Origin of the sequence: Chryseobacterium sp. FP211-J200 (assembly GCF_001643375.1) — a bacterium.
GTDB lineage: Bacteria > Bacteroidota > Bacteroidia > Flavobacteriales > Weeksellaceae > Epilithonimonas > Epilithonimonas ginsengisoli.
This window is the reverse complement of record NZ_LSHB01000056.1, coordinates 1-16,149: the sequence shown is the minus strand read 5'-3', so window position 1 is coordinate 16,149 and position 16,149 is coordinate 1. Positions and strand designations below refer to the sequence as shown.

The window sequence follows — 16,149 nt, the reverse complement described above, 5'->3', positions numbered from 1 at the left end:
CCCTTCACGCATCGATTTCTGAAAACCTTTTTTGCAGATAATTCCTTATTATTTGCTCAAATTTCTTTAATTTGCAATGCTAAAAATAATTTCAACAATGATTATTCAACCAAGAACAAGAGGATTTATATGTTTGACTGCGCATCCTGATGGAGCGCTTCAAAGCGTAAAAAATCAAATAGAATATGTAAAGTCCAAAGGTGCCATCAAAAACGGACCAAAAAAAGTTTTGGTCATCGGTGCTTCTACAGGTTTTGGACTTTCTTCCAGGATCACAGCGGCTTTCGGTTCAGATGCTGCTACAGTGGGTGTTTTCTTTGAGAAACCAGCTTCTGAAGGGAAAATGGGAACTGCTGGCTGGTACAATTCTGCCGCTTTCGAAAAAGAAGCGCAGGAAGCCGGACTTTACGCCAAAAGTATCAACGGTGATGCATTCTCAGACGACATCAAAAAACAAACAATCGAGCTAATCAAAAAAGATCTTGGTCAAATTGATCTGGTGGTTTACAGTTTGGCTTCTCCAAGAAGAACGCATCCAAAAACTGGCGTTGCACATTCATCTGTTCTTAAACCAATTGGAAATTCTTACACCAACAAAACGGTTGATTTCCACACAGGCGTAGTTTCTGATGTGACGATTGCTCCTGTTGAAAACGAAGAGGATATTCCTAACACGGTTGCCGTAATGGGTGGCGAAGACTGGAAATTCTGGATGGAGGATTTGAAAGCGGCTGGCGTTTTAGCTGACGGCGTTCAGACGGTTGCCTATTCTTACATCGGCCCTGAGCTGACTTTCCCAATCTACAGAAACGGAACCATCGGTCAGGCGAAAAACGACCTTGAAGCGACTGTAACAGTTCTAAATGACCTTCTAAAAGACCTTAACGGAAAATCTTATGTTTCTGTGAACAAAGCTTTGGTAACGCAGTCTAGTTCAGCGATTCCTGTAGTTCCATTGTATATTTCTCTACTTTATAAAGTGATGAAGGCAAAAGGAACGCACGAAGGAACCATTGAGCAGATCCAAAGACTTTTTGCTGATAGATTATACACAGAAAATGGCGAAGTTCCTTTGGATGAAGCTGGTAGAATCCGCGTTGACGACTGGGAAATGGCAGAAGATGTACAAGCAGAGGTGGACAGATTGTGGAAGGAAACGACAACCGAAAACCTTTCTGAAATCAGTGATATCGCTGGTTATAGAAAAGAATTCTTCAACCTTTTTGGCTTCGAAGTAGACGGGATCGATTATGAAAAAGATGCAAACGAGAATGTTCAAGTTCCAAGTATTGAAGCTTAATTAAGACTAAGAGATAATAGACTGATAGATAATAGATTTGTTAAGTTCTTAAATTAAAACAAAAACGGCTACTTTTCCAGTAGCCGTTTTTTATTCTTGAGTTTTTGTTTCTTTCAATTTGGTATCGTAATCGTGCAGAATGTTGTGTTCCGGAGTCTGCTCGATGGCGTGCATGATCTTGTCCAGGATCTCAGTCGCCGATTCGTTGTCGTAATCAATATCCAAAACCGGTTTGAACTCCATCGTCGGTTTTACGCCTGTTACTTTTATCTTCAAACCTTTCTTGTCAAATGCACGTCGGAAACCATTGATCTTGATCGGAATGACGGTTGGTCTTTGATTCTTGATGAGTTTTGCCGTTCCTTTTCTGCCTTGTGCAAAAGCGGAAGTTGTACCTTGGGGAAATGTGATGACCCAGCCATTATCGAGGGCTTTCATAATATTTTCAATTTCGGATAAGTCAACCATTCTGTTGACATTTTTACCTTCGGCGCGCCAAGTTCTTTTGACTGTGATCGCTCCGGCAATTTTAAAAATTCTTGCAAGAATTCCCTTATTCATCGTTTCTTCTGCCGCAACATAGTAGAAATCGACTTTTGGGTTTAGAAGATAGACTGGATTTTTTATCGTGTTGTGATAACCATTATTTACCGCGCAGAAAGCGTGATACATCGCGGCAACATCAGCAAAATAAGTTTGATGATTGGAAACGAAAAGGACATTGCTGTCTGGCAGATCAGAAAGATTTTCTGTTCCTGTGATCTTCAGTTTATTAAAGCCATTGAATCTCCTGTAAGAAACCACGCCAAGAATGAAGATGATCACTCTTTTCAGAATATAAATATTTCCAAAAGAATCGGTAAAAATATTTTTTTTTGCCATTTACGTTTAATTAGTTTTGAGACTAAAAATCAATGTGATGTGTTGAAAGTGATAACCAATTTCCGTTCCTAAGCTGTAGGAATCTGTGCAAAACTAAACATTTTTTAATAAGTTACTGAATTCGCTGAGTATCATAGAGGTAGCGCCCCAGATGATGTAACCATTAAAATCGATGACTGGAACTTGCGCTCCGTTTGTTGAAGGCAATACCATATTTTTTGGCTGGTCTGGAAGACTTAATAAAGACGAGATCGGAAATTCTATCAATTCCACAGCTTCACTTTCCTGAAGGAAAAATTCTGGATTTTTCTTGGTGTAGGAAACAAAGGAATGAACATAGAAATTACTAGGTGGAATATATATCGGTGACATTTCTCGAATGATTCTCACATAATGTTCCTCGATTCCCAATTCTTCCGACGTTTCACGTTTTGCCGTGTGAGCAAAGTCCAAATCTTCTTTTTCATTTTTTCCGCCTGGCAAAGATATTTGTCCGCTGTGTCGATCTCTTTCGTTTTGAGAACGTACGATCAATGGAAAATGCCACTCGTTATCTTTTAAATAAAGAAGAATGTTGACGGCTGCAAATTTCGGATTCTTCGTCAGGATGTCTTCATAACTGTAAACAGGACGATAAGGCGGAGAATAGATCTTGTGTGCATTCTCGCCCAATAGTTCCGCGCTTTTTATATCTCTGAGTAAATCTTTTCCGAAGGTCTGCATCTCTCAAAGATAAGAAAAATATCAATAATTTTTATCGCAAAGTCGCAAAAGTTGTCTCTACAAAAGAAGAAAAAGTCGCAAAGATTGGCTTTGCGACTTTTAAAATATTATCGATTCAAAAACTTGCTTGCGTCTTTGCGTTTTTGTTTTACTTAAAGCGAAATCCCACGTCCTGCATAGAAATCCAGAACTTTTATGCTGAAGAGATAGTTGTATTTTGCCTGAGCCACAGAACCTTGCGCATTGGCGTAATTATTTCTCGCCATCGTTACATCATAGATTGTGGAACGTCCGGCATCATAACTTTTTGTGGCGAAATCTAAAGCCAATTTTGTACTTCTCTCAGCTTCCATAGCAGAAACATATATTTCGTAATTTGAATCTGCGTTGAACTGCGCTTGCTGAATATCCTGCTTCAATTGGAATTTTTGTTGCTCCAAATTATTCTTGGCCACCAGTTCATTGATCTTCGTTTGCTCCACTTGAAGTTTCGTGATTCCTTTATTAAAAATCGGAATGTTTGCCGTTAAACTAAGTTGTTGTCCGAAGTTATCACTGTATTGCTGGGTGAAATTTCTTTCTGTAACGGCAACAGGATTTCCCACTGCATCCAGACCGTAACCAAGGGTGTTCTTGTTCAAAAGATTGTTGTAAAAACTTCCAATTCCTGCAGAGGCGCTTATCGTTGGATAAAAATTGGTTCTTACAACTTCGGTTTGAGCTTCTGCAGCTTTGATTCTGGTTTCAGCTGCTTTTATGACAGGTTGAGAGCCGTAGGCAATGTTCAAAACTTCATCTACAGTTTCTGTTTGAGGCGTCAATTCATCCGGAACAGGAATGTCGACCACGTCAAAGGTTTTATAATCCTGAAGTTGTAAGATCTGCGCCATTGCAAACAAAGCTTTGTCCACATTGATCTGCGCTGTTTTCACATTTTGCTTTTCTCTGGCGAGAGAGGCGGTTGCTTCTGCTAGAACCGTTTGCGCAGTTGTTCCGACATCGGTGGTGATCTTAGCTCTGTCATAAAGCTTTTGCGCATTTTCCATCGCGCTTTCAGAGATTTTTTTGATCTCTCTGTTTAGCATGACATTCAAATATTGTTGAGCGATTTGAAGTGCGATGTTATTTTTTATCGTTTCGATGTCCTGTAAACTTGCCTCGACATCGAAGCCTGTTTTTCTTACCGTTTTCTCAAGCCTTCCGTTGTTGTAAACCAAAATATTGGCGCCAACATTTGCACCGTTGTAGTAGCTGTCGTTTCGGATACTTGTGGTTCCTACCAAAGATTGTCCGAAATTGGCATTGTTGGAGATCGTTCCGGAAACCGAAGGCAGATATTCTCTCTTTGCCATTTCAAGATTTTTTGTCTGCACATCTTTGTTGTAAGCCTGTGCCTGAACCTGCAGATTATTTTTGATCGCATAATCCACACATTCCTGAATGGTCCATTTCTTCTGAGAAAACCCCAAAACTCCAATAGACAAAAGCGAAATACAAAAAACTTTTTTAAGCATAAGAGAAAAATTATATACAATAAGACTTCGGAATTGTGAAAATGTTACGTCGAAAAAAAAATAATTTGGGCGTGCCCCATTTTTTTTCATCGCCGAGGTCCCTCCGCAAAAAAAATGGTTCGGTCTACGGGCAGTCGCTCTTTTTTATTTTTGCCACCCTTCGAGAGCCTCAGGATGACAAAAATAAAAAAGAGCTCCAACAAAGCCCTCCGCCCTCACGCGCTGACGCCTCTATTCAACAGTCTACCTTGTTTCATATTTCAATTATGATTTGAGTTTTCAGTTTTTTTGATCTTTTAATTATTTCATTGTAACAATTTCATATTAACATTTACTTATATGTAAAATCCAGACAATGTCTCATCCGATTCTGAAAATAGAAGATATCAACAAATCCTACGATACAGGCAAAAGCAAACTTCATGTTCTGAAAGGCATCAACCTGAATATCGAGCAAGGCGAGTTTGTCTCTATCATGGGAAGTTCCGGTTCCGGAAAATCTACTTTGCTGAACATCATCGGAATATTGGATGAAGCTGATAATGGTGTTTATGAATTGGACGGCGTTCCCATCAAACATTTGACAGAAGTAAAAGCGGCGGAATATAGAAGTCGTTTTCTTGGATTTATCTTTCAGTCATTTAATTTGATCAACTATAAAACGGCTTTGGACAATGTGGCTTTGCCTTTATATTATCAAAATGTCTCCCGAAAAGAAAGAACCAAACGCGCCGAAGAATATCTGGAAAAAGTAGGACTTCTAGCTTGGGCAAATCACCTTCCAAGCGAACTTTCGGGTGGACAGAAACAAAGGATCGCCATCGCAAGAGCACTCATCACAGACCCAAAATTGATTCTAGCAGATGAGCCAACTGGAGCTTTGGATTCCAAAACCACGCATGACATTATGAAGCTCCTTCAGGATATCAACAAAGAAGGAAAAACAATTGTCGTGGTAACACACGAACCCGATGTCGCGGCACAAACCAAAAGAAATGTCGTCCTCAAAGACGGCTTGATAGAAAGCGATACATTCATTGATCAAATAGTATTATAATAGTAGTTATTAAGTAAAACAGTTAATTAGTGATCAGTTTTTTACATCATTTATAAAGTTATCTTATTAAAAATAATTAACCAACTAACAACAAACTCACCAACAACCCAAAAATTATGTTTGACTTAGACCGCTGGCAAGAGATATTCAGTTCTATTCGCAGTAATGTATTGCGGACGGTACTTTCCGGGTTTACTGTGGCTTTGGGATTGTTTATTTTCATCGTGTTGTTCGGGATTGGAAATGGTCTCAATAACTCTTTTGCGAAAGCATTTACAAGAGATGCGACCAATCTGATCATGCTTTTCGGTGGCAAGACGACCATTCCTTACGCAGGATTACAGTCGGACAGACAGATCACTTTCAACAATGATGATTTTGAGGAAATCGTAAAAGAAAGTGAAGGTAAATTAGAATATGCTTCCCCAAGATATACGACAAGTCTTACCGTGAAATATGGAAAAGAAAGCGGTGGTTATCAGATCAATGGTGTTCTAGGCGATGAAAAATTTTTGGAGAACAGAACCATGATCGATGGGCGGTACATCAATGAGCGAGATAATGAACTGAAACAAAATGTAGCTTCCATCGGAAGAATGGTCTGGCGGGATCTGATCCGAGACGGAAATCCAATTGGGAAAGATCTGGAGATCAACGGGACAATGTTCAAAGTGGTTGGTGTTTTCTCGGATCCGGGTGGTGACTGGGACGAGCGACATATCTCGATTCCACTTTCTACACTTCAGCAAATGAAGAAAAGCTCTGATACAATCAGCACGGTCATGCTTTCTTACAATCCTAATATGACACCAGAAGAAGGTGTGAAATATGGTGATGAACTGGAGAAAAAGGTAAAAGCAAGACATAAGATCTCACCCGAAGATCAGCAAGGAGTCAGGATTAATAACAATGCAAAAAATACGCAAGATTCGTTCGCATTCCTTTTTGTGATCACTGCAGTTGTAGGATTTATTGGTCTTGGAACTTTGCTTGCGGGAATCATTGGGATCAGTAATATCATGGTATATATTGTTAAGGAAAGAACCAAAGAAATAGGTGTCAGAAAAGCCATTGGTGCAAAACCAGGCGGAATCGTAGCCTTAATCCTTCAGGAAAGTATTGTGATCACGGTGATTTCAGGGTTTGTTGGCGTTGGACTTGGCGTTTTAGCTTTAAAGTTAATAGGAAACAATCTCGAAGATTACTTCATCTCAGAACCTTCTGTTGGTTGGGGATTGATCATCGCTGCATTTTTCTGTTTGCTCCTTTCAGGTACAATTGCCGGTTTTGTCCCAGCTTACAAAGCTTCGAGAATCAAACCGATTGAAGCATTAAGATCAGAATAAAAATTAAGAGTCAAGAAACAACCATCAACCAAAAATGAATATACTTTTCAAAAGAGATACCTGGCAAGAAATCTATTATTCCCTTCGGAATAATAAGCTCAGAACATTTCTGACGATGATCGGCGTTGGTTGGGGAATGTTCTTGTATGTGAGTTTGTTGGGGGCGGCAAACGGAATGGAAAATGGGTTCAACAGATTGTTCTCAGGTTTTGCTACCAATTCCGTTTTCCTTTGGCCTCAAAGTACAAATATTCCGTACGAAGGTTTTCCAAAAGGCAGAAAGATGGATCTTCATTTGAAAGATATAGAATATATCACCAAGAAGGTTCCTGAAGTCGATTATATCTCACCTCAAAGTGTGCGAGGGAATTTTGGGACGCCTGGCGATCAGATCTCTAGAAACGGGAAGAAAAATACGTATATGATCACAGGGGATTTTCCTGTTGGTAATCAGATCTCAAAGAAGAAATTATTGTTTGGAAGATACATCAATGATGCCGATATCCAGTCCAAAAAGAATGTGATCGTGATAGGAGAGGAGATCTACAAAAATCTCTTCGATGCCAAGAAGAATGAAAATCCAATTGGGAAATCTGTCAATTTGAAAGGCATATTTTTCAATGTTATTGGTGTTTTCCGAGTGCCAAGAGGCGGCGGAATGGAGAATGACCAATCGGCGTATATTCCGTTTTCGACCTATTCCGGAATGTATAACGAAGGTGATAAAGTTGGTTTCTTTGCAATTGTTGGTAAACCTAATGCAGAAGCGGCAATTGTCGAAACAAAAGTGAAAGATGAATTGAAAAAAATCAATCATGTTTCACCGGAAGATACGAATGCGTTTGGAAGTTTCAATCTGGCTAAGGAATTCAAAAAGGTGACTGGATTTCTGACGGGAATGCAATTACTGACCATTATCGTGGGAACGTTAACGATTCTGGCTGGTGTCATCGCCATATCGAATATTTTATTAATCACAGTAAAAGAAAGAACAAAAGAAATCGGAATCAGAAGAGCTTTGGGCGCAAAACCATCGGAGGTCAGGAATCAGATCTTGCTGGAAAGCGTTGTAATTACGTTATCATCGGGATTATTGGGATTCTTATCAGGAATTTTCTTACTTATCATTCTGAATATTGCAACGATGAACAATGATGCTTTTCCTTTTTACAATCCAACGGTAGATTACGGGAACGTTTTTTCTGCCATGGGAATTATGATCTTCCTTGGACTGATCATCGGATTGATCCCAGCGCAAAGAGCGGTTAAAATACGACCAATCGAAGCTTTAAGGACTGAGTAAACTAATAATCAACAATTAATTAAACAAACTATATTTCTACATAATGGAAAAGGAAAAAAAGAAATTTACATTCAAAAAGGCATTGTCCATATTTCTGGGATTGCTGTTCGTTGTGGCTTTGGTTGGCGGAATCGGTTATCTCATCAAATCAAATTCTGCAGAAAACGAGGTTTTTCTAACCAGAAAACCAACAATCCAAAACCTGGATGACAAAGTGATGGCCACTGGAAAAATAGAACCACGTGAAGAAATTGAGATCAAACCAAATATTGCGGGGATCATTCAAACGATCAGCGTGGATGAAGGTGATAAAGTACAAGCTGGACAATTGATCGCAACTATCAGAATTGTTCCTAACATTACTGAAGTTAATAACGCCACGATGCAGGTTAGCAACTCACAGATCCAATTGGCGAACGCAAAGATCAATGTAGCGAATCAGCAGAAACAATATGAGATGCAGGCGAAACTGTACAAGCAAGGCGTAATCTCCAAACAGGAATATATCACTGCTGAACAACAGTTGCAGACTACGACACAACAACAAAAATTGGCAGTTCAAAGTTTGAATGCAGCGCAGAAACAATTGCAGATCGTAAGAACTGGTGCAACGCCGGAACTTCAAAGTATGGCAACGACACAGATTCGTGCAAAAGCGGCTGGAACGGTCTTAGAGATTCCTGTAAAAGTAGGTAGCCAGGTGATCGAGGCGAACTCCTTCAATGCTGGAACTACGATCTGTTCTATTGCTGACCTTAATTCATTGATCTTCAAAGGTGATATTGATGAGGCGCAGGCTGGAAAACTGCAGCAGGGAATGGAAATGAAAGTGGTAGTTGGTGCTTTGCAAAATAAATCTTTCCCTGGAAAATTGACACTTATTGCACCAAAAGGAAAAGAGGAGAGCGGAACCATCAAATTTGCTGTAGAAGGTGATGTTTACAACAAAACCGGAGATTATATCCGTGCAGGATTCAGTGCCAACGGAGAGATTTTGCTAAGTTCTAAGAAAAACGCACTACTTTTGGATGAATCACTTATTCAATATGAAAAAGCGTCTGGCGGAAAAGACAAAGCTTTTGTTGAGGTAAAACAGCCGAACGGAAGCTTCAAAAAAGTATATGTGAAGTTAGGTTCTAGTGACGGGATCAATGTTCAGATCCTATCCGGAATCGATAAAAATGCAGAAGTTAAAGTCTGGAATCCTTCTGACAAAGACAAGGAGGAGTTGAAAGACAAAAAGAAATAGACCTTTAAATTATAATTGTTAAAAAGATCCGTCTCGTATTCATAGCGAGACGGATTTTTTGTTTGCAGTGGTGTTGCATCGCTTTCCGTGTAAAGCGCTGATGTCAGATTAACATTTTATTTCCCAGCAGATTTTCGGGTATCAATGAACTCGTAAGATTCGGTATTCATGTCCATACTGTTATGTACCGCTTTGAATTTGATATGATTGTTATCTAGCACGTCATAGGTGTAAATATCTGTCATGCCAGATTCTGAATGGGCTTCATAAAATTTGTCATCCTGTATCCACCAGGTTCCGGTTTCAACGTTTTTATTGGTATTTCCGTCTTGCGTGAATGTAAAGTCAAGGACAAAAGTACCATCGGTATTTCTGGTCATCACCCATTCCTTCGTCATGCCTTCCATCTGCTTGTCGGCTTCGGAACCAGCCCAGACTCCTGCCAGTCTAGGATCTATTTGTTTCCCATTGGGTAACGTGGAGGCTTTGCTGCCACAAGAGATCAGGAAAATACTGCAAAGTAATACAGTGATGTAATTGGTAATCAGTTTCATTTTTTTTAATTTTAAATATAATTAAATATTGTTTAATAAAAAAATCCTGCAATTTTTTTTGCAGGATTTTTCAAATCTGTTATTCCCAGAATTATATTGGCGCTTGTTGGTCATCGCCACTTGCGTTGGAGTTGATATCTTTTTTGCGTTTGGGCTGTTCTATCTTTTCTCCTTGTTTGAATTTATAAGTGAAAGAAAGCGCAAACTGTCTTGGTTGCCATTGCATGTAATTTTCTGAAGTGAAGTCACCATTATAATTCACCATTCGCATTGCTCTTGTGTTGAAAACATCCTGAATGTTGAATGAGATGGTTCCATTTCCGTTTAAGACCGTTTTGGATGCGCCAAAGTTAACTGCGTACATCGATTTTCTGTCCTGGCTGGCTGTTTTTCTTGGACCGCCATAAAATCCTTGAACCTGAAAACTTAATGTTTTATCAAGCTTGAAAGTAGAAGTTAATCTAGATCTCATGGAAACGCCTTTCCCGTCAAACGGTAAAGATTCTTTCATTAGAATTGGGTCGAAATAATCTCCAGTCGTACTATATCTGAATCCATCTACATTTCCTAAGAACTTCAGCCATTTTGTAGCATCCCAACTGAAGTTTACCTCTAATCCAATTCTGTCATCTGTTCCCACATTCACAGGCTTTGTATGGATAACATTTGTTGGGTCACCATTAATTAGTTCAGTTTTACTGTAGGTAATTGTCTTTACATCATCAGTTTGATGTCTATAATAAAGGGTAGGATTAATGGTAAAACTTTTTTTAGAAATACTGTAACCGAATTCGTAAGAATCTACGTAGGATGGATTTAGGTCTATATTTCCGTCAAAAATGTTCAGGTTGTTATTGTAGCTAGGATTCGGAATCATAAAGAACGAACGCGGCCTGTCTATCCTTTTGGAATAGTTCACAAGGAACTGGTTGTCTTTGGAGATCTCATAGCTCAAGAAAATACTTGGGAAAAGATTGTTGTAATTCTTCTTTTTGTTGTCAATCGGCTCTGTATATAATTCTTCACCTGGTTTTAGCAAGTTTTCATAATTGATGGTTACATTTGACATCTCATCTCTCAGACCAACTTGATAACCAAGTTTTCCTATCTTACTTTTAAACTGAAGATAAAATGCGTTGAACATCTCCTTATAATTAGCGGTGTAAGAATATAAGCCTAAATAGCGCAAATCCGGGTTGGTGCCGCTACTTTCCTGAACCATATTATTATAGTCATTCTCGTTAACATCTAATCTGTAACCGGCACTTAAACTGGAGTATTCTCCAATAGGTAATTCGTAGTCCAATTTACCAACCAAAGTTTTATTGATGGTCTTCTGATTGATAATGTTTAGTAGATTAAAGGCATCATTCTTTGTTTCATCAATGCCTGTATAGTTATTTGAACGGTTTCTTTGTAAACTTAATGACAGGGAAATGTTTTGTCCTTTGTCATCAAATTTGTGATCTACTCCAAAATCTCCTTGGAAAGCCAAATTGGTACTTCTTCCAGTATTTTCTCTCTGAGTAAAAATAGATGTATCTCCAAAATAATTTTCGTTGGTATTTGTATATCCATTACTGTCATTGCTAAAAGTCCTTACAGTACCTGAAGCATTGACGGAAGTTTTTTCATTGATATCGTAAAGTAGTCCGGTCGTGGCGTTGTAATTTTCACTTTTGCTTTTAGTGATGGCATCTGAGTGTCTGTTATTAAGATCACCAGTTAAACCTTCGTAATAATTAATGTCATTTCTATTGGTGTTTTTAGATTCACGGTAACCACCACCACCATTTACAAATACTGTCAGGTCGCCTTTTCTCCAACTAAGGTTAGTATTAAGATTGGTTTGAGGTAGATAGCCTAAAGTACCTGTAACACTTCCGTTGAAACCTGCTTTTTTACTTTTCTTTAAAATAATATTAAGAATACCTGCTGTTCCGCTCGCTTCAAATTTCGAAGATGGATTGGTGATCACCTCGATTTTCTCGATCTGATCTGCTGGGATACTTTGCAATGCGTTTGCACCATCATCGATTCCAAGTAATGCAGAAGGTTTCCCATTGATTAGGAACTTTACATTACTACTTCCTCTCATAGAAACGGAACCATCGGTACCAACTTCAACAGAAGGAACGTTTGACAAAACATCCTGCAGACTTCCACCTTTACTTACAATATCTTGAGATGGATCATAGGTTCTTTTATCAAGTTCTACCTTATATGGTTTTGTAGAAGCTGCTGTGATCACCACGCCTTGGATATCTGTAGTATTCGTGAGATTTGTTTTTCCTGCAGAAACAATCACAAAAGGTGCAATGGCCCCCGCTTTTTCAACTCTGATTGTCTGGGTGAATTTTTTATAGTCCACAGCTTCTATGCTGACGTCATAGCTTCCGGGAGCCAGATCTAAGGTGTAATTTCCATCTGCATCTGCCAGTGCTGCATCGCTGAATTGTGAATTCTGTTGACTCGTAAATGTTACAGATGCATAGCCAATAGCGCCATTCGTATCTTTTACATTCCCTGTGATATTCACCTTCTGCTGTGCCATTAGAAAGCTTGCTGCTCCAATAGTTAGTGCCAAACCAAAAGCTTTCTTTTGAAATACACTTACAATTTCCGTTCTTTTCATTCCTAGTTTGTTTTTGAGCCGTTGCTCTATTTTATTTTATATCTTTCTTATCTAGCCAATCCTGGTAGACTTTCGCATTGATCGCATGTTCCGCTGCATTGTCCGTAAATTTATGGTAACCAAATCTCGCTGGATCGGCACACATAAAAATGTAGTTGTTGTTTTCCGCATCCAAAACGGCGTTCAGAGAATTCTTGTCTACGATACAAATTGGCCCTGGCGGAATGCCTTTGTTCGCATAAGTATTGTAAAGCGAAGGTTCCTTCAGGTGTTTATAATAAACTCTTTTGATCTGTAATGTAAAGTTGCTGGCCTTGTTCACTGCATAAATGACTGTTGGGTCACTTTGTAGTTTCATTCCTTTCTTATATCGATTCAGATAGAGTCCGGCAATGGTTTTCTGCTCATCTGGTTTTCCTCCTGATTCCTTGTAAACGATCGAGGCCAAAGCATAGATCTGGTCTCTTGTCAAGCCGGATTGTTTTTCTTTTGCAATTCTCTCCGCAGTCCAAAATGCTTTGTATTCATTATCGAATTTCTCAAAAAATTCTTTCGGCGTCACAGTCCAGAAGAAATCATAGGTGTTGTTGAAAAAATATTTTTTCAGATCTTCTGCATTTTTGTAACCTTTGCTAATAGCAATTTCATTTAATTGATCAGCGAATTTCGTTGAATCGATCTCTGTCTTTTTGGTCACGCGCCCGATCATTTGGTAAACATCATCGAAGTCTTTGATCCGAAAAGAATTAGGCGTTTGATTGCCAGCGATGATCATATTGACGATTTCGCGGTTGTTCATTCCCGATTTCAATTCGTATCGTCCTGGCTTATAATTTTCTCCAAGATTTTTGTCTTCGGCAATGCTTGTGAAATAATCTTTGTTTTTGATATAAGGCGAGATCGAATCTAAGATCCGTTGAGACTTCGCATTGTGAGGAATCAAGACAAATCCATCTTTCTCCACATTATTTCCGACATATTTATTGAAAAATCTAATTCCGAAAAATCCCAGAATGATGATGACAACAATAGATATTATAAGAATTACTTTTTTCATAGTTTAATTTGTAAAAGAGATCTAGAATTTTAAATCTTTTAATTTTTCAATTATTGAATCTTTGATGATAATGCAATATCTCCTTTAAAAACTTGATTTGCCGGACCTTCCAACCAAATATCACTGAAACCTTCGCCTTTTTTCTCAGCATAAACCTTCAGCTGTCCACCCAAAACCTTGACTGCAACAGAGGTTTGATTGTTTTTATCCATAAAAGTTAAAGCCGCAGCCGTAACTCCTGTCCCACAACTGTAGGTTTCATCTTCCACGCCGCGTTCGTAAGTTCTCACAAATAATTCTTTGTCCGAAAATGCTTCTACGAAATTGACATTGATTCCTTCTTTCTTATAAGTTTCAGAATTTCGTATTTCGTTACCAGTTTTGAAAACATTATAATTATTTAACATTTCCACGTACTTTATATAATGTGGAGAACCAGTATTCAAAACAAAATCATCACCGTCTCTGTCAATGGTTTTTACATCACCCATCTTTAACTTGATAATACCGTTCTTGATTTCCGCTTCGTGGATTCCATCGATGGCTGTGAAGGTTGTCTTATCTTCAATAATGTCCAAAAAATGAGCAAATGCAACCGAACATCGCGCGCCATTTCCACAGAAACTTTTGGAACCGTCAGAGTTATGATAATCCACTTCAAAATCCACATCTTGAGCCGTATTGATTTTAATCAATCCATCTGCGCCAATCCCAAATCTGCGGTCACAGAGCTTTTGTATTTCTTCAATAGATAGGTCGTCCCATTCGCCTAATCGGTTGTCGAGCATTACAAAATCGTTTCCTGTTCCCTGATATTTATAAAATTTCATTTTATTATTCTGAATATTAGTTGATTAATCTGATTTTCCATTACAAAAATCAAGCCTGTAAAATTACTGCTTTTAAAGACAATTTAATCTTGATCAATGTTATTTAAATTTAATCTAAAATGCCAATGGATTATAGAATTTCTCAATCTTACTATATCGATTTTTTTTAATTATTATACCTATCTTTGTTCGTCGGAAAAATGAAAGAAGATCAGTTACTCACACTCATCCTAAAAGCCCGAGACAAAGATCAAAAGGCTCAGACACAACTCATTAATTCTTTTTGGGTGGATGTGTTCTCCTTTGTGATGAACAAAGTGAAAGACGAAAATGATGCAGATGAGATCACGGTTTCGGTTTTTTCCAAGGTTCTGAATAAGTTGGAACTTTTTGATCCCAGCTTTCAGTTCAAAACCTGGATCCTGACGATCGCTCAAAATACGATCATCGATTTTTGGAGAAAAAGAAGTCGCGAAAACGAAGATCCAAATGCCAATTTACAAGACGTTAAAAATGAATTTGCAAGATCTCCCGAGGAATTATTGATTTCCGAGGAAGACCAGCAAAAGATCATCAAGATCATAGAAACAATGGATGCTAAAAATCAGGACATTATCCGTCTCAGATTTTTCGAGGAAAAAAGCATCAAAGAAATAGCAGAAGAACTCAATCTTTCTGTAGCCAATACAAAAGTGAGAATAATGCGCGCCAAAAAGATCTTGGCCGAATTATTAAAAGAAGACGAAACCGATTTTTAAATTTAAGATCAAAAATGGAGGATTTAATTCAACAAGATACAGCCATTCAAAAACCAAAATGGATCCGTGTAAAATTGCCAACTGGCAAGAATTACCGCGAACTGAGACATTTGGTAGATAAATATAAGCTGAACACGATCTGCCAAAGCGGAAGTTGCCCAAACATGGGCGAATGCTGGGGCGAGGGAACCGCGACGTTCATGATCCTTGGAAATATCTGCACCAGAAGCTGTGGATTTTGTGGTGTGAAAACAGGAAAACCTCTGGATGTAAACTGGGATGAACCAGAAAAAGTAGCGCGCTCTATCAAATTAATGAAGATCAAACACGCTGTTTTGACTTCTGTTGACCGCGATGATCTGAAAGATATGGGCTCGATTCTTTGGGGCGAAACTGTAAATGCTGTCCGTAGAATTTCACCAGGAACTACGATGGAGACTTTGATCCCGGATTTTCAAGGCATTACAAAACACCTTGACAGAATGGTGGAAGTTGCTCCAGAAGTGATCTCTCATAATATGGAAACCGTAAAACGCTTGACCAGAGAAGTGAGGATCCAGGCAAAATATGAAAGAAGCCTTGAGGTTTTGAGATATTTAAAAGAAGCTGGACAAAACAGAACCAAAACTGGCGTAATGTTAGGTCTAGGCGAAACTAGAGATGAAGTTTTCCAAACGATCGAGGATATCAGAAACGCCAAGGTAGATGTGATCACGATGGGTCAATATCTGCAGCCGAGCAAAAAACACCTTCCTGTGAAAAGTTTCATCACGCCGGAACAATTTGATGAGTATGGTGATTTTGCCAGAAGTTTAGGCTTCCGCCACGTAGAAAGTTCACCTTTGGTAAGAAGTTCTTATCACGCAGAGAAACATATTCATTAAGATTGAATTCAGATTTAAAATATAAAAAGACTCCTATATGGTAGTCATGGTCGGAAG

14 protein-coding genes are annotated in these 16,149 nt (G+C 38.6%); 7 read left to right on the top strand and 7 right to left on the bottom strand.

Annotation, left to right across the window (positions count from 1 at the left end; translation table 11 throughout):
- Positions 1-97: 97 nt before the first annotated feature.
- Positions 98-1,300 carry an enoyl-ACP reductase FabV gene (fabV, locus tag AXA65_RS15650; RefSeq protein WP_063971010.1) on the top strand — a complete coding sequence of 401 codons (1,203 nt, stop codon included), beginning with the start codon at positions 98-100 and terminating at the stop codon, positions 1,298-1,300.
- 90 nt (positions 1,301-1,390) lie between these two features.
- On the opposite strand, the gene AXA65_RS15645 is transcribed toward fabV, so the two are convergent.
- From AXA65_RS15645 to AXA65_RS15635, 3 genes are all read right to left on the bottom strand, one after another.
- Entirely contained in the window at positions 1,391-2,182 is a 792-nt protein-coding gene (locus AXA65_RS15645; protein ID WP_063971009.1) for a lysophospholipid acyltransferase family protein, read from the bottom strand.
- 93 nt (positions 2,183-2,275) lie between these two features.
- Positions 2,276-2,905 carry an NUDIX hydrolase gene (locus AXA65_RS15640; protein WP_063971008.1) on the bottom strand — a complete coding sequence of 210 codons (630 nt, stop codon included), beginning with the start codon at positions 2,903-2,905 and terminating at the stop codon, positions 2,276-2,278.
- Positions 2,906-3,057: 152 nt separating this feature from the next.
- On the bottom strand, positions 3,058-4,419 hold the full coding sequence (locus tag AXA65_RS15635) for a TolC family protein (RefSeq protein WP_063971232.1): 1,362 nt from the start codon (positions 4,417-4,419) through the stop codon (positions 3,058-3,060).
- A gap of 355 nt (positions 4,420-4,774) precedes the next feature.
- Between AXA65_RS15635 and AXA65_RS15630 the strand changes: the two genes are divergently transcribed.
- The 4 genes from AXA65_RS15630 to AXA65_RS15615 all read left to right on the top strand — a co-directional run bounded on the left by AXA65_RS15630 (position 4,775) and on the right by AXA65_RS15615 (position 9,374).
- Positions 4,775-5,476: an ABC transporter ATP-binding protein gene (locus AXA65_RS15630; RefSeq protein WP_256333666.1), complete on the top strand. Its 702-nt coding sequence runs from the start codon at positions 4,775-4,777 to the stop codon at positions 5,474-5,476.
- A gap of 116 nt (positions 5,477-5,592) precedes the next feature.
- Positions 5,593-6,822 (top strand): ABC transporter permease, encoded by a 1,230-nt coding sequence (locus tag AXA65_RS15625; protein WP_063971007.1) that lies wholly within the window; start codon positions 5,593-5,595, stop codon positions 6,820-6,822.
- Between the two features lie 34 nt (positions 6,823-6,856).
- Positions 6,857-8,125 (top strand): ABC transporter permease, encoded by a 1,269-nt coding sequence (locus AXA65_RS15620; RefSeq protein WP_063971006.1) that lies wholly within the window; start codon positions 6,857-6,859, stop codon positions 8,123-8,125.
- Between the two features lie 43 nt (positions 8,126-8,168).
- Positions 8,169-9,374, top strand: coding sequence for an efflux RND transporter periplasmic adaptor subunit (locus tag AXA65_RS15615; protein ID WP_063971005.1), 1,206 nt, complete (start codon positions 8,169-8,171; stop codon positions 9,372-9,374).
- A 116-nt stretch (positions 9,375-9,490) separates the two neighbouring features.
- Here the strand turns inward: AXA65_RS15615 and AXA65_RS15610 are convergent, their stop codons facing one another.
- The 4 genes from AXA65_RS15610 to dapF form a co-directional block, all read right to left on the bottom strand.
- Positions 9,491-9,928 carry a hypothetical protein gene (locus tag AXA65_RS15610; protein WP_063971004.1) on the bottom strand — a complete coding sequence of 146 codons (438 nt, stop codon included), beginning with the start codon at positions 9,926-9,928 and terminating at the stop codon, positions 9,491-9,493.
- Between the two features lie 91 nt (positions 9,929-10,019).
- Positions 10,020-12,563: a TonB-dependent receptor domain-containing protein gene (locus AXA65_RS15605; protein ID WP_063971003.1), complete on the bottom strand. Its 2,544-nt coding sequence runs from the start codon at positions 12,561-12,563 to the stop codon at positions 10,020-10,022.
- 31 nt (positions 12,564-12,594) lie between these two features.
- Complete coding sequence (gene mltG, locus AXA65_RS15600) at positions 12,595-13,620, bottom strand: endolytic transglycosylase MltG (RefSeq protein ID WP_063971002.1); 1,026 nt, start codon at positions 13,618-13,620, stop codon at positions 12,595-12,597.
- 50 nt (positions 13,621-13,670) lie between these two features.
- On the bottom strand, positions 13,671-14,450 hold the full coding sequence (gene dapF, locus AXA65_RS15595; protein WP_063971001.1) for a diaminopimelate epimerase: 780 nt from the start codon (positions 14,448-14,450) through the stop codon (positions 13,671-13,673).
- 200 nt (positions 14,451-14,650) lie between these two features.
- On the opposite strand from dapF, the gene AXA65_RS15590 reads away from it, so the two are divergent.
- A complete protein-coding gene (locus AXA65_RS15590; protein WP_063971000.1) occupies positions 14,651-15,208 on the top strand; it encodes an RNA polymerase sigma factor in 558 nt (185 codons plus the stop codon).
- Between the two features lie 14 nt (positions 15,209-15,222).
- Positions 15,223-16,092 carry a lipoyl synthase gene (gene lipA / locus AXA65_RS15585; protein WP_063970999.1) on the top strand — a complete coding sequence of 290 codons (870 nt, stop codon included), beginning with the start codon at positions 15,223-15,225 and terminating at the stop codon, positions 16,090-16,092.
- The last annotated feature ends 57 nt before the right edge of the window (positions 16,093-16,149 follow it).